Source organism: Cellvibrio sp., assembly GCF_039207905.1.
Classification (GTDB): Bacteria; Pseudomonadota; Gammaproteobacteria; order Pseudomonadales; family Cellvibrionaceae; genus Cellvibrio.
In genome coordinates, this window is record NZ_JBCECX010000020.1 from 45,872 (window position 1) to 65,159 (window position 19,288).

The following is a 19,288-nucleotide window of genomic DNA, read 5'->3' on the forward strand; positions in this document are numbered from 1 at the left end:
ATAAAAACCCGGCACAAGCCGGGTTTTCTTTGCATCAGTTTTTACAAGTGACCCTGAGCCAGGCCCACCAGGCGCCGGAGCCAAGTACACCGCTGTTGTAACCGCAGGCACCGCAGAAGGCATTTACCTCGTTGATCGGGAAGGCGCGGTTATCGGCGGTAGAATAAGGGTTGTTATTGACGTACACATCGCCATAAAGTTGGCCGGCGTTAGGGCCACAGGCTTGTGGTGGTTCAGTGTCCGGCACGGTTTTTAAAATGGTTGGATCGCAGGCATAGCCGCTGTAGGAATAACCCGCTTGTGGCTGCACGGTGCATTGTCCCACGTAAGCATCCACACCGATCACCTTGGTCGCTGCCAATACACCATTGTCGTAACAGACATAATTGTAATACGCGCCCCAGGCGCCACCGTGGATATAGGTCAATTGCCAATTACAACTCAAGGGAACCGTAGCAGCGTTGGCATTGAAGGATAGTGCGGCCATTACAACGAATAAAAAAGTCGCGCTGATTTTTTTAAGCATATTCATACAAACTCCTGTTGGATTAAAAAATTATTGTGGTGCGAATGCACAATAGCCATCCTGCTATCGCGTTCACGGCAATAGATTTCTTCTGCCAATGCCGATATGACCCGGCAAACAACTCCTGTTAGCGGCAAGTTGAAATAGAAATAAAAAAACAGACATTCCCACTCCGGTAAAAAAGAGTGCGAGAAATGAATACGCTAGCGCTGTAGGTGGTGGGGTAAAAAGAGGGAATCCTTCCTGCTCATTATATTGTCGTAGTGAGTGTAGAGGCTTTTTGTAGAGGGCAATAAAAATGAAAACAGAGGTGCCTAAGTAATATTTGTCACATGAAAGTTGTTGTGGAGGTGAATCCGCATTCCGCTACAATTCGCGCGTGCTACTTAGTAGGATTATCGCAAAACCCCCGTATTTACTGGGGTGGCGGGTGATTGGCGGGTAGACGGCGTCACTTAATTAGCAACTCTTCAGGTAGTTTGAGTTCCATCAATCAGCCTGGAGTAAAGAAAGATGGACATGAAAGCAAAATCATCACTGATCAGAAAATACCGCACCGACCGTTTATGGTCGCAAGAGCAATTGGCGGAAATCAGCGGCCTCGGCTTGCGCACGATTCAAAGATTGGAAGCGCGCGGTAGCGGTTCGCAAGAATCGATCAAAGCATTGGCTGCCGTATTTGAAGTCGAGGCGGATACCTTGTTCTGGCGCGACGGCGCCTTCCAATCCTACAAACACAAACAATGGGGTTTGGTTACCTTGGTGTTGATGCCGGTAATTGCTGCAACCATTTTGATAATCAATGAGTCATTTTCATTACCCTCCGCTGGCATAGGCGTACTCTTCGGTGTGCTCACTCTTGCCGCCATCACTTTTAGTTCAATGACCATCGAGGTAAACGAAAGCGAGATCAACTGGTATTTTGGCCCCGGCTTGTTCAAAAAAAGTTTGCCGCTGGAAGAAGTGGGTCAGTGCAAAAAAGTTAAAAACCCGCTCTGGATGGGAATCGGCATCCACGCTTTCGGCACCGGATGGATCTACAACGTATCCGGTTTATTGGGTGTGGAGATCGAACTCAAAGGAGGATCATTTATTCGCCTCGGCACCGATGAACCCAATTATTTAGTGCAAGCAATTGAAGATGCGAAAAATAATGTTGAATAAAAAACACTTGTGAGTTCATAAGGATAAGTTTGGTAAAAATTTAACCTCTGCGGATATTCCTCCTGTTCAATCAGCGCGTAGCCCGTATGGAGCCTAGCGAAATACGGGTATTTTTATCTTGATTTACATTGTGAAGAGCAACCCCGTATTCCGTTAGCGTCCATACGGGCTACTCAAGCGAAGCCACAACATATTTCAAAGGAGAAATAAATGCTGAATCGATGTATTGCCGGCCTGATGTTATTGATTGCAAGCGTTGGCCTCCAGGCTGAATCACCCAAGCCTCCAACCTACACCAGCGATAAATTAATTCCAGTCGCCGATTTGGGAAAAAAGCGCGCGATTGGTGTCAGCGTATCCTCCGATAACCGCCTCTTTGTTTCTTTCCCCAACAGACCAACCAATTACCAATATGGTCTGGTGGAAATCATTAATGGCAAGGAAAAGGTGTATCCCGATGCAGCATGGAATGAAACCACCGGTGACCAGAGCAAACGTTTTGTCAGCGTGCAGGATCTCTACGTTGATACCAAAGATAATTTGTGGGTGCTGGATTCAAAACCATCAGGTGGTTCCATTTTTGGAAAAAGTGCTGACCAAAAACCGGAGGGTTATTTCAAACTGCTGAAGATCAACCTTAAAACCAATCAGGTGGAAAGGGTTTATCACTTCGATGACCTCGACAAAGTGAACTCCGGTTTAAACGATGTTCGCGTCGATACCGATAAAAATCTCGCCTACTTATCCGACCCAGGCCAAAGCGCAATTGTGGTGCTCGATTTAACCTCGGGTAAAACCAGAACCCTGTTAAAGAAACATCCCGTCACCCAAGCTGATCCCAATATCGTGCTGAGTTATGACGGCAAAGAAATGCGCAACAAAGAAGGCACGCCATTCCGCTCCAACATCAACGGCATAGCAATAACCAAAGACAATAAATATTTTTACTTCAAACCAATCAACAAACTGAATTTATACCGCATAGAAACCCGCTATCTGGCAGATGCATCGCTATCAGACAAAGAGCTGGGCAATAAAGTGGAAGACTTGGGAAAAACCGCAGTAACTCACGGTTTGGAAGCGGATAAAAAAGGCAACATCTACCTCACATCATCGCTTGATTACAGCATCAAATATTTTTCACCGGACGGAAAACTTCACACACTAGCACAAGACTCCCGCCTACTTTGGCCGGATTCCCTGGGCATCGGTAGCGACGGCTATTTATATTTCTCCTGCGCCCAACTACAACGCGATCCACAATGGAGCAACGGCGAAGACCACACCGAATATCCCTACACAATATTCAAAGTGAAATTACCGCAATAATTTCCACCCACATCAAAATGTAGCCCGTATGGAGCCTAGCGAAATACGGGTGCTTTTACTCTCAGTTTAAATCCGCAAAGAACAAACCCGCATTACGTTGCACCCCCTGCGGGCGACGACTCATCCTGTAATTACACAATTAAAAATTGCTGAAACAATTGATTAAGAGGTGATATGTCTCGGCTTTTATCCGGTTCTGTAAATTGTACTTCTTCGTAGTGCGCAAGTATTTCTTCAATAAACTTATTTAATAAAGGAATAGCAGGAGCTATTTCCTTCTCTTGGCTTCTTTTTTTTCTCTCCAAAAGCAGCTCTATCTCATGATTCACTTCGGCGTGATCAGTTAACATTTCACGTAGTTTATGAAATTCAATCGGAGCAGGTTTTTGATTCTGCTCAAGCCACATAATGGACAGTAGTGGACGCAATACATAAAAATATTTTTTGATCGGTACAATATCTTCTTTGAGATGACCGCGATAATTTGTCTTTGCCATGCTGAGATAATGATAGATACCCTTCTTGGGTGAATAAATCGTCGGCAATAATGATCGTGCAGCAGATGCAAATATCCCATCATCCACATATACAATAGGCGACTGAAGCCACTCCACAATACCGGGATTGGATTTCCACAATAGCTTTAGCGCTTTACGAATATCCCAACCATTAATATCAATTTCATCAACAATCGGATATTCAATCACATCACGTTTGTCTTCCACATCGATTGTCAAATACCAATCACGTGGATGTACATAAATAAACCGCACATCGTAATCACTGTTCGGTGATGCAAACCCCCATGCGCGGCTGCCCGATTCAATTGCGAATAGAACTTTAACGTTATGTTCTTTTTCTGCGGCTTTAATACGTTTTAGGATTTCATTATGTATGTCATTTGGAATCATAAAATCTATTGTCCAGAACAAATTGAGATTGACAGTGAACGTTATAGCTAGACGAAATTTAATTCGTTCAATCCACACGCTTGCAGATATCGATATGTATTATCATAAAAATCAGAAGATCGTGTGGTGTCTTTTATGTTGCCTAACGGAATATAAATTATCATGCCTTGGCGAGCGCGAGTAAGTAATACACGATAAGTGTTTTCAAGATAACGCTGCTTATCATCAAGTTTTATTTGTTCCCAACGAGCCCCCCTAAAGTTCCAGTGTTCAAACGATTTGCCGTTGTGCCGGTAATCTGCGTCCCAGGCGATTATGCTCCAATCTAACTCTAGCCCTTGCACAATAAATTCTGTAGCGACATCCTCCAAAAAATGTGATGAACGAACATCATCAGGGTCATTTAAAAACCATTTTTCGGCCTCTATTTTGTTATCAACAAATATACCTGTTGCTTTTAATCGCTTCGCCCCCGATGAGGCAATTAATCCACTACTTTCGAAACCTTTAACTTTACTTTTAACCCATACCTTCGCTTTAGATAAATCACGAGTTATATATATCGGGTATTTATCTGCAATTTGCTGGTATTCGAATTTTGCACTTGTTGCATTATTATGAATAAGATAATGAACAAAGTGTGAAAGCTTTTCGGCGCGGAATGACCGCATTGATGTGGACAGATGCAAAGAGACTTCACTGTGTGATCGAGTCTTTTCCAGTAATGTAATATCAACATCACCTCCGGCGTATTCTCTTTGTTTCAGTTTGTCGGAATAATAAATATTCCACTTATCGAAGCTTTTATTCAGTGCTGAGAACCAACCATTTAGACCTGCCTCGCCATCATTAATTTCTTGTCCACCGCCAATAAGCGCAATAATTACGCACCAATCTGTATGGCGATCCATGACACTGATTAGAAACTCTGGCTCTGATTGATGAAAGTTATCTTGATTGCGCTTATCCCTCATAAATTTTGAGGTTTTTTGTTGATTCCATGCGCGTTGTGCCTCATCAAAAATAACAACCTTTTCGATAGGTGGTCGGGTTTTATCTTTAAGCGCATCATCTCTAAAATGATGAATGTTTTGAATGAAACTTGCGGTTTCACGACGTGCATCTGAGATAGATTGCTGTTTATTGTTATTAGTTGCGTTTTTAGCCTTACTTCTGTCTTTGGCTAAAGCCTCACGCAAAACATCGACTAATGGTCCGTTACCTGAAAGAAAAACTGCGTGCTCTTCGTCTTGTGAATTGTTGTGTGTGGTTGCTATCTGTAGACCTACAAGAGTTTTCCCTGCCCCAGGAACACCAGTTACAAAGCAGATAGTTTTTTTCTTTAATAAGCGAGATTGATGGATAATATCATTTAGGCGATCCGCTGTTTCTGCCAAATTTACAGCATCTGCATCAGAACGAGCGATTTCCTTCACGTCGTGATTATTGTAAAGAGCTTGTGCTGCTTCAATAATTGTTGGTGTTGGTTTGTACTGAGACTTAAGCCAATCGAAGGGATTCAATTTTTCTTGAGATGTGTAAATCAGCAAACAAGAGTTGATAATAAAGGCAAGGTTTTCACTATTAGCCTTGATGGTATCTGTTACACCTACGACTCTCTTATCCAGAGAAAAATCAATTGATAATCCTTTAGTGGAAACTAATATGGGAATAATCACTCGATTATGACTTGCTTCGTGAAAACAGTTTAAATCGAGTGCATATCCCTGAGCTTGTCGTAAGTCAGCGGTTTTGTACTGAGACTCACCAACTTTAAATTCAAGGACGAAAATAATTCCATCAATTATCAAAACCGCATCAGCTCGTTTTCCCATTCTTGGGATAAGCAATTCAAAACAAATATAGCCATTCTGAAAATTTTTTAATTGTGTTTGCAATATCTCGATTTGAGATTCCCATGCACTAGTTTGCTGATGAACAACATCTTGTGAATGGTATTTACCTATCTCACCTCTAATTGCATTGGAGGATGTGCCAAGAAATTCATTGATTGTAGCTGAGTAGTAAGCACGATTAGACATAATCAGCCTCGCTAAACTTCAACAATTCTGCTGGCTCCACATGGAGGGCTGCTGAAAGGCGCTCAATATTAATTAAGCTTACATTGCGTAAACCGCGCTCAATCCCGCTGATATATGTTCGATCGAGTTCTGCCAACTGTCCGAGTTGTTCTTGACTAATACCTTGCTCTAAACGAATTGCTTTTATGCGATTGCCAAAAGCTTTAAGAATTGACCTATCCATGCATGAGTTCCAAGTGGACAAAATAGGCCTTATGGTGTAATTAATGTGACTTATAGGTCTACGGACTATGAGTCACATTAATTAGGAGCAATGCTATGTATGGTGATAAAAGATTGATGATTAGAGAGGATTATTTAACAAGCATTAATGAATATTTAATATCGCTCTACGCCATAACTTTTGCAGACACTGGCTACTCAGAAGATGAATGGTTATCTAGGTTTGGGGACTTAGATGTGGATGATGCTATTGAAAGCTATGCAGATAAATACGGTTTGACGAAGGCATCCGAATGGAGCTAAAGGTTAGGTTACTTCTCCCTCAAACCTCATTCATGTTGTCCGAATAAATTAGATGTAATTCATTATATGCAATATTTATTTATTGATTATCGATAAATAAATATTGCATATTGGTGTTTTATGGGTATTATTTAGTCACTAACCATAAATAACCAAGGAGTTTTGAGATGAATGTTCAACAGCATGAGCGGATTGCGCGGATTAAACAGTTCAGCCGCTATTTGTATGTTTGCCTGACGTGGATACGTTATTTCTTGTGGGTGATGTGGCCGTTGGTGGCGGTTGCTTTTCTGTTTGGTCACAAAGCGACGCTCAAGATAGGGCTGATTCAGATTGACGATGTGGAGCTGAGTATTGTGCAGCGTGTTTTGCTGGTGGCTGTTGTATCGGCGTTTATGTTTCTTGCGTTGAAATTGGTTTATCACTTTCGTGAATTGATCCAGCATTTTTCTTCTGGCGATATTTTTAATAAAAAGGCTATCGACCATGCGCGTAAGGCGCTGTTAAACGGATTGGTAATTTATGCGTTGTATTTATCTACTTTGTTAGCAAGCTGGATTTATGTCGCGACGCAAAGTACACAGACAACCGTTTCCATTAATGCGGATTTCATTCTGGTGCTTATGTTTTTCGGCTTGATGTACATATTGTTGTGGGCGCTCGAAATCGGGTGCGATCTCAATGAAGAATCCGAGCTGACTATTTAGGATTCGCTGCCTGATAAGCGAGAGGAATTTGTATGCCTATTATTGTGAATCTGGATGTGGTGCTCGCCCAGCGAAAAATGCGTTTGAATACGCTGGCGGAGTTGGTGGATATCACCCCGCAGAATTTGTCGGTGCTCAAAACTGGTAAAGCAAAAGCGATTCGTTTTGATACGCTGGAAAAAATCTGCGAAGTGTTGGAATGTCAGCCCGGAGACATTCTTGCATTTACCAAAGAATCTGCGACGGTAAATGAAACGGCTGAATAAGCCTGATTAAATTGGGTTAGATGTTTGCCTGATCCCCGATCAGGCTTTTTTTATTTCTGCGTTATCAAATTCAATTGCCCGGTATTAACCGGGCAGACCATCAAAAATCAACGAGCGGTGTGCGGCAAAGCCTGCTTGTGCGCCATCGCCAATCGCGAAAGTCACACTGCCCATTGGTCTTCCCAAATCGCCGCAGGCGAATACACCGGGGATTGAGGTTTGTTTTAATTCGTCGGTCTTCACATAAAAACCCACCGGGCTTTCGGCGAGTTCGCAGCCTAAATCCTGCGCGAGTGGGCTGGCAGGTTTGGTGAGTGATGCAACAAAAAGCCCTGCGAGTTCGACCAGGCGCCCGTTGGCGAGTTTTACGATAACGGATTGCTCGCCAGCAATTTCACTCACTTTTTCCGTTTCTATTTTTACATTGCGCGCAGCTAATTGTTTTAGCTGGAGTTCGTCGGGCGTAAAACAATTGTTGGTGAATAAAGTTGTCGGGCCCCAATCGGGAATTAACAGCGCTTGATGCAGCGATGCTTCGCTGGTAGCGAGTACGCCGAGATTGCCCTGGTTTAATTCGTAGCCGTGGCAATAAGGACAGTGGAAAACGGTTTTGCCCCAGCGATCTTGCAAACCGGAAATGGCGGGCAGGTGATCGCTTATGCCGGTGGCGAGGATCAAGCGTTTTGCGCTCAGGGTTTTGTTGTCGGTAGTGATCACGGTAAATACGTCGCCGATTTTTTCTGCCGATTCAACACTGCCTTGAATCCAGGTGACGGTGGGATATTTCAGTAATTGCGCTTTTGCTTCTTCAGCGATATGCGCTGGCGGTTTTCCATCTTGCCCCAGCACACCGTGTGAATGTGACGCGAAACGATTGCGGCGAATGCCCGCGTCTATCACCAATACACTGCGCCGCCCGCGCGCTAATTGCAGTGCGCCCGCCATACCGGCATAGCTGCCGCCAATCACAATGACATCGTAGGTTGTTTGCATAAACTCACCCTTCTTGTTCAGGAAAAATGGAATGTTCGTGGTGGCCGGAAAATCCATGCGCGATTTTGCGTTGATGGAAATCGGCGCTGAGTTGCGCGAGCGTTACTGTGCGGAAGCGTTCGAGTAATAAGGCTTCGGCATCGTGAAATGCCTGGTTGAGCGCGTTGTTCACCGCCGCTTCTACTAAACAGCCGGGCGATTCGGTGCGATTGCCCATGGCGAGCAAGGTGGGTTCATCCAATGCGCGGTATATATCGTGCAGGCTGATGGTGTCGAGCGCGCGGCAAATTTGCCAGCCGCCGCCGTGACCTTTAGCCGAGCAGACGAGTCCATGCTCGCGCAAACCGGCGAGCACGCGACGGATCACCACCGGATTGGTTTTCATCATGTTGGCTAAAGCTTCTGAAGTCATGGGCGCATCGACTTCGGCCATATGCAGGAGGACATGGAGCACGCCGGATAAGCGGGAATCGCGTTTCATAAGCAGTATCTTTTCACGTAACTGTATTTTTAATGTAACTATATTTGTTACGTAAAAAGATACGCTATGAATTTAAGTTATGCAACTTTTAATGTTACGAGATAGCTATTCGGGTTGCAGATCCAGCGCGGCGCGCTCGGTTAAAGATTGCCCCGCTATGTCGATGATCCAGCAGGCTGAATTGCGTTGCGATATAAAACTTCAAAGAAAAAAATGCTGAAATTAAGATTATCGGTCTTCAACCGGATGAAGGTGCAGGTATTCAGGATTTGCTGTTGGCCGGAAGCTTGCCTCCCCGCAAAATTTACGACAGGACCGTGTAGACGAAATTGTTGGAATGTTTCAACAGGAAGTTGAGCGCGTTATGCGTGAGCTTACCCGTAAAGATGGTATATTTTGCGGATTTTCATCGAGTGGATCTGTTGCTGCGGCCATGCGTTTGAGCGAGAAAGTGAAAAGCGTCGTTATAGTGGCGATTATTTATGGCTGCGGTGATAGGTATTTATCGTCGGGGCTTTTTAATTAGTGTGGGATGTTTTTGCAAAAGCAGGCCTGGAATCACTTAGCATAGAATTAATTAACAATTACTAATCAGGATGTTTATGTCAGTGATGATTCGGTTCGGTATTATTTTTATTGGGATTTTGCTGCAAGGCTGCGGTGGAGGAAATTCGAGCACTACGGATCCTTCTGTACCACGTTCAGCAACTACTTCATCAGTCGTTAGTATCCTATCGTCTAGTTCGCTTTCCTCAGGTGTTAAGTCTTTTAGCTCAAGCTCGACATCAAGTCGCCCAGCTGATTTCCCCACGGGTATTGCTGAATCTTTACCTGTCTTAAATATCTCGACTAACGATAGTGCTCCCATCCTGTCCAAAGAGACTTACCTTAAAGGTACTTTTGCTTTAACCGGCGATGGTGTAGAGCAGGTTGATGGTGCGTTGGAGATTCGCGGGCGTGGTAATGCAACTTGGGAATGGGATAAGAAGCCCTTTCGTTTAAAGTTAAACCAAGCTACCGAACTGTTGGGTATGCCCGCTAGTAAGCATTGGGTGTTACTGGCGAATTATGCGGATAAAACTCTTATACGCAATGATATAGCGCTGCGTTTTGGGCGCACACTCGGTATGGAGTACGTACCGCGCAATCAACATGTTGAGTTGACCTTGAATGGTGTTTACCAAGGCGTGTATCAATTAACAGAACAGATTCGTATCGCCAAGGACAGGGTAAATATTCCCGAGCTGAAAGTGGATGATACCGAAGCGGAAAAAATTACTGGTGGCTATTTAATGGAGCTGGATTTCCGCATGGACAAGGATTTTTGTAACGGCCCCGGTAGTTGGAAACCCTTCTGTAACAATGGCGTCAACACGGATCGTGAAAAAACGTTTTGTGTCGATTCCCAAGAAGGCATGAGCCCCATCTGTGTAGATACACCGGAAACATTATTAGATACTGCTTGGTCGGCACAGCGTGAATATATTCAGAGTTACTTGATAAAGATGGAGAGCGCGTTGTTTAGCGCTAACTTTACCGATCCCACCACAGGCTATGCTGCCTACATTGATGTGGATTCTGCCATAAATTATTACCTGTTAAATGAATTGTTTAAAAATGTTGATGGTGCTATTACCAGTTTTTACATTTATAAAAAGCGCAATGGCAAAGTGTTTTTTGGTCCCATCTGGGATTTCGATTGGGCGTTGGGCAATGCGGGGGTTAATGCTGGTGTAGAGAAAACTTCGGGTTGGCACATTCGCAACGCTCCTTGGTTTAATCGTCTGTTACAAGATCCCGCATTTGAGGCAAAAGTGAAAGCGCGTTGGCAAACCTTAAAAGTACAGGGCCAACTGGAGGAAATGTTCGAATATGCTGAAGCCCGTGCATTGTGGTTAGGTAAGGCTCAAGCGCGCAACTTTGATGTATGGAATATTTTTTATTGGGAAGCATTTTATACCCGTGTTGTATTGGGTAGTTATGAGCTTGAGGTAAAAGAAATGATTCGCTGGCAGCGCGAGCGCAGTCAGTGGATGGATGCACAATTAAGTCAGTGAGCTCCGATCGAACCCGTCAATTAAAATAATTAGATGAAACTTTTAATGTTACGAGATGGCTATTCGGGTTGCAGATCCAGTGCAGCGCGCTCGCTGCCATCCATATAGAAAGGGACTGAGGTGTGTTCATGGATGATCAGCCAGCGGCCGTTGTACTGCTTCAGGCAAGTGGTGGCGCGGAACCAGAGATCCACTTCCTCGCCCTCCTTCTTTTTACCGGACATATGCAGGAGCGCGGTGGTAATCGCCAAGTTACCCGAGAGTTCGGTATTTACGTCCTGATACTCAAGGTTGATTGGGCCTTCCCAAGTATCAAACCAGGCGGAGATATCACCGACATTCATGCCGGTGCGCGAGAGCGGTGGTGCCAGATCAAACAATCGGGTTGCGGGCTTGTAGAGGGCCGCCAGCTTGGCGGCATCTTTGTCCGCATGGGCCTGGGCAATGTGTTGGAGAATGGTTTCAATTGCAGATTTATCAATCGTAGAACTCATAAAGACTTCCTTCGTTGCTAAACACATAACTTCGACCCTAAGGGCGGAGCGAGTGTTCAGGCGGAAGCCTCGGAATGAGATCTGGTTGGTAAATCGTATGTGATCTTTGTTGGAAGGCAGTCCTTTGCCCGGGCGAAATCCTAGCCTGCCAGGCGCTCCGCATAATCCTTTTCCAATTGCGTATGCACGCGCCAGAATCCTTGCGGAGTTTTGCCCTGCAGGATATCGCGCAAAATATTGAGGTGCGTATGCCAGCCACCGGCGACGCTGAGGCGTTCTGCGGCATTATTAAGGCGGCGATGGGTGACGATGAGCTTTACCCTATCTTGCTGTTGCTCCAGCTCAAAACTCACTTCGGATTCCGCGTCCGATCCGGCATTCCAGATGTAGCTCAGCAAGCGCAGTGGCTCGCACGCGGTGACTTTGCCCAGCATAGATACATCGCCCGCGCAGTCAGAATATTTGGGGGGTGGAATATCGTTTTCCGGGCTTAGCTGGGAATTACGGAAGGTGTGATCCACCTTGCCGCCGACCTGTTGCTCGACATTGCCCGCCGCCAGCCAAGTGGCGCGTTTATCGGAATTGGTCAGGTATTGCCAGACTCGCTCAATCGGGCCGGGCAGGATACGCTCCAGGCGCAGGGTATCGGGCGCGGTTAAAACACCATAGTCATTCATCGCAAACTCCTTTGGCCAGTGGCCTTGGTCGGGAAATCGAAGGGTCTGCTGGTAATGGCTGACCCGGTTTAGTCCTGCTTGGCCTGCGCCTGATCATCTGCCAGTAGCGCAGCCGTCAGTGCATCCAACTGTTGATTCCAGAATTGTTCGTAGTGGCGCAGCCATTCAATGCCACCCTGCATGGGGAGGCTATCCAACTGACAGGTATGGTTGCGCCCCTGGATATTGCGCACCACCAGCCCAGCACCCTCCAAGACTTTGATGTGTTTGGAAACTGCTGCCAGTGTCATCTCAAATGGCGCCGCCAGTTCACTGATTCCGCAGGGCGACTGCGCCAGACGCGCGATCATCGCCCGCCTTGTAGGGTCTGCCAGTGCATGGAAGACAGCATTCAATTGTTCGCTTTGATTGTTTACCATATGGTTAAGTATTCCTCTGGAATGATTTATTGTCAACCGTTTGGCTGAATGTAATGCAGGAGTGTTGAGATCCAAGTAATGATGGCTATATTCATCATTTTGCCTAAAAATCGCTTTTTGATGAATGTATGCATCTTTTCTGGCATAAAAAACCATAGCTAGCGCGCATGTGATGCCCTGAGTTAAAACCTGCGTAAAGAAGCAGGTTCGCGATCAAAGTATCTGGCAGAATTGGCGTCTGGATCAACTTAAAGGTCAGCAATGCAGATTACTGGTATTTCAACTTTGGTGAAATTAAGAGCAAAAGGATTGCGTCTTTGATGAAAACCCCCCTTTCTATCCTCAATACGGTATTCGGCTACCACGAATTTCGCGGCCCGCAGGCGGCGGTGATTGATGCGTTAGTTGCCGGTGACGATGTGCTGGTGCTTATGCCGACCGGTGGTGGTAAATCCCTGTGCTACCAAATTCCGGCGCTGGTGCGTGAGGGTGTGGGCATTGTGGTATCGCCGTTGATCGCGTTGATGCAGGATCAAGTCAGCGCGCTACGGGAATTGGGTGTGCGCGCCGGATTTTTAAATTCATCGCTCAGTGCGCAGGAGATGTGGCAAACCGAGTTGGCGCTGGAGCGCGGCGAGTTTGATTTACTCTACGTCGCGCCCGAGCGTTTGATCCAACAGCGCACGCTGGAATTGTTTCATCGCGTAAAAATTTCTTTGTTTGCGATTGATGAAGCCCACTGCGTATCGCAATGGGGTCACGATTTCCGTTCCGATTATTTAAAGCTGGAATTGTTGCAGCGCGAATTTCCGCAGGTGCCGCGCATTGCATTAACGGCGACTGCTGATGTGCGCACGCGCGATGAAATTATCGCGCGCTTGCAACTGGAAAATGCGCAGCAATTTATCAATGGCTTTGATCGCCCGAATATCCAGTACCGCATCGCGCAAAAGAACAATCCCAAAATCCAGCTGATGCGTTTTTTGCGTGAAGAGCAAGCAGGCAATTCCGGCATTGTGTATTGCCTGTCGCGCAACAAAGTGGAGCAAATTGCCGAGTGGCTAAGCAGCGAAAATTTTACCGCACTACCCTATCACGCTGGTTTGCCGGCAAATGTGCGGCAGAAAAACCAGGAGCGGTTTTTGCGCGAAGACAACATCATTATGGTGGCGACTATCGCGTTCGGAATGGGAATTGATAAACCCGATGTGCGTTTTGTTGCGCATTTGGATTTGCCCAAAAGTATTGAAGCCTATTATCAGGAAACCGGCCGCGCAGGTCGCGATGGTGAACCTGCGACGACATTATTGCTTTACGGTTTGGAAGATGTGGTGAAGCTGCGCCAGATGATGGCGCAGAGTGAAGGCAGTGAAGAATTTAAACGCAATGAACAGCAGCGCTTAAATGCGATGCTGGGCTTGTGCGAAATTACCAGTTGCCGCCGCCAGAGTTTGCTGCGCTATTTTGGTGATACGCTCGCACAAGCCTGCGGCAATTGCGATTGCTGCATCACCCCGCCGCAAACCTGGGACGCAACTGAAGCGGTACAAATGGCACTCTCTTGTGTGTATCGCACTGGCCAGCGGTTTGGTGCCGGTCATGTTATCGATGTGTTGCGCGGCAGCAACAATGAAAAAATATTGTCGTTTGATCATCACAAGTTAACGACTTACGGCATCGGCAAAAGTTTAAGTGCAGATGGATGGAAATCGATTTTCCGCCAATTGGTCGCACGCGGATTGCTGGATGTAAATACCGATGGTTTTGGTGGTTTGGTATTAAATGAATCCTGCCGTTCTTATTTGCGCGGCGAAGAAAAAATCAATTTGCGCCGTGAACTTAAAGTCGCTGCCAATACACCGCGCCGCGCCAACCTTGGCCAAAATATCGAGACAGAAGATCAGGGTTTATGGAATGCATTGCGCTCTTGTCGCAAACGCCTCGCAGAAGAACAGGGCGTGCCGCCTTACGTTATTTTCCACGATGCTACCCTGCGCGAGATGCTGGAGTTCCGCCCGCTTACACCTGAGCAATTGCGCAGTATTACCGGTGTGGGCGACAGCAAACTAAAACGTTTCGGCGATGAATTTTTAGCGGTGATCCGCGAAGCCGAGTATCAAGAATAATGAAAGCATTAGGAATAATGGAGCATCAGGACTAATGGATTCTCTTTCACAAATCGCATTGGGCGCCGCAGTCGGCGTCGCGGTGATGGGGCGCAAAACTGCGCTCTGGAAAGCTGCACTTATGGGCGCGGTGTGTGGCACCTTGCCGGATCTGGATGTGTTGATCGAACATGGCGATCCAATTCGCGATATGACCTTGCATCGCACAGAAAGCCACGCGCTGTTTTATCTCACGTTGGTCTCACCGGTATTTGCATGGATTGTCGCTAGGCTCGCGCGCGAAATGCATTTATTTAAATACTGGTGGCTCGCAGTGTGGCTGGTATTAATTACCCACCCGCTGCTCGATACCATGACGATTTACGGCACCCAGCTTGCGCTGCCGTTTAGTGATTATCCATTTGGTATCGGCAGCGTATTTGTCATTGATCCGCTCTACACCTTGCCATTATTAATCGGCACAGGCATCGCATTAACGCGCAAACAATTGCGCGGTTTGCGCTGGAATAGTATCGGTCTTGGTATTAGCAGCGCGTATTTATTGTGGGGGTTGGCGATGCAATTTTATGTCGGCACTCTCGCCGATAAAGCCATTGTCGCGCAGGGGCTCGCAGTAGAACAGCGGCTGGTAACGGCGACACCATTTAATAGTGTGTTATGGCGCGTGGTTGCAATTACTCCGCGTGGTTACGCCGAAGGTTTTTATTCTCTATTCGATAAGGATAAAGAAATTCAGTTTGTAGAGTATCCGCGTGGACAAGACATTTACGGATTGACCAGAGGCAATTGGGAAGTCAATCGCATGGCCTGGTTTAGTCACGGCTATTTCAAAATGACGGAGCAAAATGGTGTAGTGAGCATCGCGGATTTGCGCATGGGTGTTGAACCCTATTACACATTTACGTTTGAAGTTGCTGAACACTCTATTGAGCAGAGCAATCAACGAATACTTTTTAGTTTGCCCAAACAAGTGATACCGGCGATCAACAGCGAACAAAGTTTGCTCTGGATGCGACAACGCTTGCTGGGTAATACCGATCAAACATTGAAAGAGTTTTTAACAACGCACTAAAGCATGGTGTGTTGCGCGCATTTGAAAATTACCACAGAGGTATCATGGATTCATTTTCACCCTTCGCCTTTTCGCCAATTCTTGTGGGCGATATGCACGTTACATTTCCGGTTATTTTTACGCTCCTTGTCTGCATGGGGGTGACTTTTCTCGCTCATTGGGTAAGTCGTCAGCGAGTGTTTCCCGGCCGCGTTACCTTTGTGATGGCCCATATTGCCAGCCTTTGGTGGATGCTAAGTGCAGCGCGAGAAATGGCCGTTATTGCACCTGAGGCTAAATTATTTTGGGCGGCGATGGCGTGGCCCGGCATTATTTTTATGCCAACCTTCTGGGTGGTATTTTTATGGCAGTACGTCAACAGTGTGCACACGCCAATTAAAAAATTACATTTATTATTGCTATCAATAATGCCCGTATTTTTTTGGTTGATTGCAATGACCAATCCATCGCATCAGCTCTTTTATATAGAAGGCACTGGCCCGATTAACAATGAAGTGGGTGCTCCAATCCATTATGAACACGGCTTGTTGTTTTATCTTTCTGCCGTGTACGTTTATGTTTTTATGATGTTCTGTGTCGGTGTCTTGGTGCGTGCAGCAATACGGAGCAAAGGTTTGCATCGCCGTCACTATCTAGCATTTATTGCGGTCAGCATTGTGCCTTGGGTAGCGAATATCAGCTACGTGGTATTTGGCTGGACTATTTTCGAGTTCGATCCAACACCCTTCAGTTTTGCTTTTGTATTGGTTGCATTTGCCTGGTTAATTGTAGGGGTGCGCTTATTCGATTTATTGCCCGTTGCACGCCATCTACTTTTGGAATCATTGCTCGATCCGGTGTTGGTAATCGATCCCTACCAGCGCGTGATCGAGGCGAATCCTGCGGCACGGAGTTTGGCTGGATTTCCGGAAAAATGGTTAGGGCGTGATTTGAATGAATGGCCAGTATTTGGTGCAGCCTTACAACAATTGCTGGCGCAATATCCTGACGATGAACGCGAACATTTATTGACGCTGGGAAATTGTGGTCGCTATTACGAAGTACGCGCGCGTGCAATCAAACGCGATACGCGCGAAGGTGCAATCAGCCTTGGACAAATGCTCTATCTGCGTGATGTAACCCAACGCCATTTAAGCGATCTAAAATTGGCGGAAGCGCTAAAGCTGAGTGAAGAGCGCCTGAAAACGATTTCTAATTTGCACGAATTATTGCGCGAACAAGCGCTGCGCGATCCTCTTACCGGTTTATACAATCGCCGTTATCTGGATGAATTGTTTGCACTTGAATTGGCACGCGCGCAACGCAAAAAAACCTCTATTGCATTGGCGCTGTTGGATCTGGATCATTTCAAACAACTTAACGACGAACACGGCCATTTGATTGGCGATGATGTGTTGAAATCCGTTGCAAGTTATTTCCTGGAAAATGTACGCAGTACCGATGCGGTATTCCGCATCGGCGGCGAAGAGTTTTTATTGATACTACCGGAAGCAGATTCGACAGAAGCCTTTACACGGTTAAAAAACTTATGTGCACAGTTGGCAACCACGCCTATGCAAACACGCATTGGCGAAATTCAAATCACCTGCTCCGCTGGTTTAGCACACTGGCCAACCCAAGGGCAATCGCTGGATGAATTAATCCTCAAAGCGGATGCCGCGCTCTATTCCGCGAAGCGTGCAGGGCGTAATTGTGTGAGGGAGTAATTAGTCAATAGAATTTGCGGTGCTTTTCCACTGCGCTTTCAGGATTATTACGCCCCAGATAAGCGCCGCAATTATTACAATCACCCCAATTCCAAAACTGCAATTCGCTACTGTTTGCGTGCTTTCCAGCGCATCCAGCATGGTTAATATATTTCCCCAGTCGTGAGATTCTTCTCCACCACCACCTACCAGTGGCAACGCGCGATATTGTGCATCGGCGATATAGGGTGATACATCGATAAAATTTTGTCCGCACCACCAGAGCATAATGCTGCCGGCAAAAGTGTCGCGCTGTTTAAAAACAAATACGCACATGCAAATGAGCGGCAACAAGATCTGGAACAAACTGCCACCGAGAAACATGACGAATGTGCCGAATGGCATAAATAGGATGTGGCCAAATTCGTGGAAGGGTAAATTAACCGCATGCAAAAATGAGCTGCCGATTTTCTCCCAGTTGACGCCTGCGGTAATAAAATAACCGCCCCAGAGTGCAAACGCGGCAAGCAAAACAGCGCGTGCATAAAATACTTCTTTGGGAACTTGGGCGGGCACATATAAAAATGCTTCGCCCAATCGCTGCCGTAGTGTTGGTACTATTTCGTAATCCAACACAGTTTCGGTCGCTGGCTCAGGATCATCTGCGGGCGGATTTTGTTTGGCGATAAATTTGCTGTAGACAATTCCACAACTGGGGCAGACATCCGCATGAATGGTGTGATCAATCGGTTGACGTTGGTAATGGCATTTGGGGCAAATAGTTATCATCGTTGTGTATCCACATAATCATTCATCACAGTGCTCACCCAATCCATAAATACTTGCACACGACGCGACAGGTTGCGGCGGTTGGGATAGATCAGCGAAACCGGCATGGCTTGCGCGCGAAAATCTGTCAGCACTTCCACTAATTTCCCCTCGGCTAAATATTCTTGCGCACCTATACGTGGAATTTGCGCGATGCCAAATCCCGCGAGACAAGCTGCGCTATAGGCATCGGAATTATTCACGGTGATGTTGCCTTGCATAGGCAAAAATATTGTTTCGCCTTTGTCAGTGTATTCAAAACCGGATGATTTGCTACCTAGGGTAATTACATAATGAATCAGTTGGTGATTCGCTAAATCACTGAGTGTAGTGGGTGTACCAAAACGCGCGATATAGTCGGGGCTGACGCAATTCAGCAATTCAAGTGCGCCAAGCGGTCGCGCGATTAGTGATGAGTCGCTGAGTTTGCCAACGCGAATCACGCAATCAAATCCTTCGCGGATAACATCGACCCGGCGGTCCGTGCTGCTGATTTCCACTTGCAACTGCGGATGCTGCGCCAGCAATTCCGGCAAGCGCGGAATGATGCGATTTTTAGCCATGCCGCTGGGCATATCTACGCGCAGGCACCCGCTCAAATTGCTCGCGCCTTGCTGGAATAAACCTTCCAGTTCATCCATATCGGCCAGTAGATCCTTGCAGCGCTCATAGAACACTTGGCCATCCTGGGTCATCTGTACTTTACGCGTGGTGCGATGCAAAAGTCGTGTTGCTAGCAAGCTTTCAAGCTGCTGCACGGCGGTGGAAATACTCGCTTTGGGCAGGCCTAGGCTATCGGCTGCTTTGGTAAAGCTGGCGAGTTCAGCCACCCGCACAAAGATCTGCATGGCATCCAATCGGTTCATAAACAAGGCTCATTGTTCGGATTATCCAAACAGTCTAATCATTATTTGTAGATTTATCGAAGTTTAAGCGAGTAATAGACTGGCTTCGTTGACTTGATTCCCCTTTTACAGGGTCTCCTT

21 protein-coding genes are annotated in these 19,288 nt (G+C 46.3%); 10 read left to right on the top strand and 11 right to left on the bottom strand.

The window, feature by feature from the left end; genetic code table 11:
- Nucleotides 1-34: 34 nt before the first annotated feature.
- Nucleotides 35-532 (bottom strand): hypothetical protein, encoded by a 498-nt coding sequence (locus tag AAGC78_RS13385; RefSeq protein ID WP_435784593.1) that lies wholly within the window; start codon nucleotides 530-532, stop codon nucleotides 35-37.
- A gap of 507 nt (nucleotides 533-1,039) precedes the next feature.
- On the opposite strand from AAGC78_RS13385, the gene AAGC78_RS13390 reads away from it, so the two are divergent.
- Nucleotides 1,040-1,690 carry a helix-turn-helix transcriptional regulator gene (locus AAGC78_RS13390; RefSeq protein ID WP_435784594.1) on the top strand — a complete coding sequence of 217 codons (651 nt, stop codon included), beginning with the start codon at nucleotides 1,040-1,042 and terminating at the stop codon, nucleotides 1,688-1,690.
- Nucleotides 1,691-1,900: 210 nt separating this feature from the next.
- Nucleotides 1,901-3,019 (top strand): L-dopachrome tautomerase-related protein, encoded by a 1,119-nt coding sequence (locus AAGC78_RS13395; RefSeq protein WP_435784595.1) that lies wholly within the window; start codon nucleotides 1,901-1,903, stop codon nucleotides 3,017-3,019.
- A 131-nt stretch (nucleotides 3,020-3,150) separates the two neighbouring features.
- Here AAGC78_RS13395 and AAGC78_RS13400 read toward each other — a convergent pair whose 3' ends face one another.
- From AAGC78_RS13400 to AAGC78_RS13410, 3 genes are read right to left on the bottom strand one after another with little or no spacing between them, the layout of a single operon-like run.
- Nucleotides 3,151-3,930: a nucleotidyltransferase domain-containing protein gene (locus tag AAGC78_RS13400; protein ID WP_435784596.1), complete on the bottom strand. Its 780-nt coding sequence runs from the start codon at nucleotides 3,928-3,930 to the stop codon at nucleotides 3,151-3,153.
- 47 nt (nucleotides 3,931-3,977) lie between these two features.
- The gene (locus tag AAGC78_RS13405) at nucleotides 3,978-5,972 is read right to left on the bottom strand and encodes a DUF2075 domain-containing protein (RefSeq protein WP_435784597.1); all 1,995 of its coding nucleotides are present in this window, start codon (nucleotides 5,970-5,972) and stop codon (nucleotides 3,978-3,980) included.
- Complete coding sequence (locus AAGC78_RS13410; RefSeq protein WP_435784598.1) at nucleotides 5,965-6,195, bottom strand: helix-turn-helix domain-containing protein; 231 nt, start codon at nucleotides 6,193-6,195, stop codon at nucleotides 5,965-5,967. Before AAGC78_RS13410 ends, AAGC78_RS13405 begins: the two co-directional genes overlap by 8 nt.
- A gap of 95 nt (nucleotides 6,196-6,290) precedes the next feature.
- Here AAGC78_RS13410 and AAGC78_RS13415 point away from each other — a divergent pair, with 95 nt between their 5' ends.
- The 3 genes from AAGC78_RS13415 to AAGC78_RS13425 all read left to right on the top strand — a co-directional run bounded on the left by AAGC78_RS13415 (nucleotide 6,291) and on the right by AAGC78_RS13425 (nucleotide 7,470).
- A complete protein-coding gene (locus AAGC78_RS13415; protein WP_435784599.1) occupies nucleotides 6,291-6,497 on the top strand; it encodes a hypothetical protein in 207 nt (68 codons plus the stop codon).
- A gap of 167 nt (nucleotides 6,498-6,664) precedes the next feature.
- On the top strand, nucleotides 6,665-7,204 hold the full coding sequence (locus tag AAGC78_RS13420; RefSeq protein WP_435784600.1) for a DUF2975 domain-containing protein: 540 nt from the start codon (nucleotides 6,665-6,667) through the stop codon (nucleotides 7,202-7,204).
- A 32-nt stretch (nucleotides 7,205-7,236) separates the two neighbouring features.
- Nucleotides 7,237-7,470: a helix-turn-helix domain-containing protein gene (locus tag AAGC78_RS13425; RefSeq protein ID WP_435784601.1), complete on the top strand. Its 234-nt coding sequence runs from the start codon at nucleotides 7,237-7,239 to the stop codon at nucleotides 7,468-7,470.
- Nucleotides 7,471-7,554: 84 nt separating this feature from the next.
- Here AAGC78_RS13425 and AAGC78_RS13430 read toward each other — a convergent pair whose 3' ends face one another.
- Nucleotides 7,555-8,463, bottom strand: a complete 909-nt coding sequence (locus AAGC78_RS13430; protein WP_435784602.1) for an NAD(P)/FAD-dependent oxidoreductase — start codon at nucleotides 8,461-8,463, stop codon at nucleotides 7,555-7,557.
- A 4-nt stretch (nucleotides 8,464-8,467) separates the two neighbouring features.
- Nucleotides 8,468-8,944 carry an Rrf2 family transcriptional regulator gene (locus tag AAGC78_RS13435; RefSeq protein ID WP_435784603.1) on the bottom strand — a complete coding sequence of 159 codons (477 nt, stop codon included), beginning with the start codon at nucleotides 8,942-8,944 and terminating at the stop codon, nucleotides 8,468-8,470.
- A gap of 364 nt (nucleotides 8,945-9,308) precedes the next feature.
- Here AAGC78_RS13435 and AAGC78_RS13440 point away from each other — a divergent pair, with 364 nt between their 5' ends.
- On the top strand, nucleotides 9,309-9,470 hold the full coding sequence (locus AAGC78_RS13440) for a hypothetical protein (protein WP_435784604.1): 162 nt from the start codon (nucleotides 9,309-9,311) through the stop codon (nucleotides 9,468-9,470).
- A 76-nt stretch (nucleotides 9,471-9,546) separates the two neighbouring features.
- Nucleotides 9,547-11,001, top strand: coding sequence for a CotH kinase family protein (locus AAGC78_RS13445; RefSeq protein WP_435784605.1), 1,455 nt, complete (start codon nucleotides 9,547-9,549; stop codon nucleotides 10,999-11,001).
- A gap of 59 nt (nucleotides 11,002-11,060) precedes the next feature.
- Here AAGC78_RS13445 and AAGC78_RS13450 read toward each other — a convergent pair whose 3' ends face one another.
- From AAGC78_RS13450 to AAGC78_RS13460, 3 genes are all read right to left on the bottom strand, one after another.
- On the bottom strand, nucleotides 11,061-11,495 hold the full coding sequence (locus AAGC78_RS13450) for a YybH family protein (protein WP_435784606.1): 435 nt from the start codon (nucleotides 11,493-11,495) through the stop codon (nucleotides 11,061-11,063).
- Between the two features lie 140 nt (nucleotides 11,496-11,635).
- The gene (locus AAGC78_RS13455; protein ID WP_435784607.1) at nucleotides 11,636-12,172 is read right to left on the bottom strand and encodes an SRPBCC family protein; all 537 of its coding nucleotides are present in this window, start codon (nucleotides 12,170-12,172) and stop codon (nucleotides 11,636-11,638) included.
- Between the two features lie 68 nt (nucleotides 12,173-12,240).
- Complete coding sequence (locus AAGC78_RS13460) at nucleotides 12,241-12,591, bottom strand: ArsR/SmtB family transcription factor (protein WP_435784608.1); 351 nt, start codon at nucleotides 12,589-12,591, stop codon at nucleotides 12,241-12,243.
- Between the two features lie 320 nt (nucleotides 12,592-12,911).
- Between AAGC78_RS13460 and recQ the strand changes: the two genes are divergently transcribed.
- Genes recQ through AAGC78_RS13475 form a run of 3 tightly spaced genes read left to right on the top strand, consistent with a single transcriptional unit; the run spans nucleotide 12,912 to nucleotide 17,495 of the window.
- Nucleotides 12,912-14,717 carry a DNA helicase RecQ gene (gene recQ / locus AAGC78_RS13465; protein WP_435784609.1) on the top strand — a complete coding sequence of 602 codons (1,806 nt, stop codon included), beginning with the start codon at nucleotides 12,912-12,914 and terminating at the stop codon, nucleotides 14,715-14,717.
- A 34-nt stretch (nucleotides 14,718-14,751) separates the two neighbouring features.
- On the top strand, nucleotides 14,752-15,789 hold the full coding sequence (locus tag AAGC78_RS13470; RefSeq protein ID WP_435784610.1) for a metal-dependent hydrolase: 1,038 nt from the start codon (nucleotides 14,752-14,754) through the stop codon (nucleotides 15,787-15,789).
- A gap of 44 nt (nucleotides 15,790-15,833) precedes the next feature.
- Nucleotides 15,834-17,495, top strand: coding sequence for a histidine kinase N-terminal 7TM domain-containing protein (locus AAGC78_RS13475; protein ID WP_435784611.1), 1,662 nt, complete (start codon nucleotides 15,834-15,836; stop codon nucleotides 17,493-17,495).
- Here the strand turns inward: AAGC78_RS13475 and AAGC78_RS13480 are convergent, their stop codons facing one another.
- Both AAGC78_RS13480 and AAGC78_RS13485 read right to left on the bottom strand, forming a co-directional pair.
- Nucleotides 17,496-18,263, bottom strand: coding sequence for a hypothetical protein (locus tag AAGC78_RS13480; RefSeq protein WP_435784612.1), 768 nt, complete (start codon nucleotides 18,261-18,263; stop codon nucleotides 17,496-17,498).
- Complete coding sequence (locus AAGC78_RS13485; RefSeq protein ID WP_435784613.1) at nucleotides 18,260-19,168, bottom strand: LysR family transcriptional regulator; 909 nt, start codon at nucleotides 19,166-19,168, stop codon at nucleotides 18,260-18,262. Before AAGC78_RS13485 ends, AAGC78_RS13480 begins: the two co-directional genes overlap by 4 nt.
- Nucleotides 19,169-19,288 lie beyond the last annotated feature (120 nt).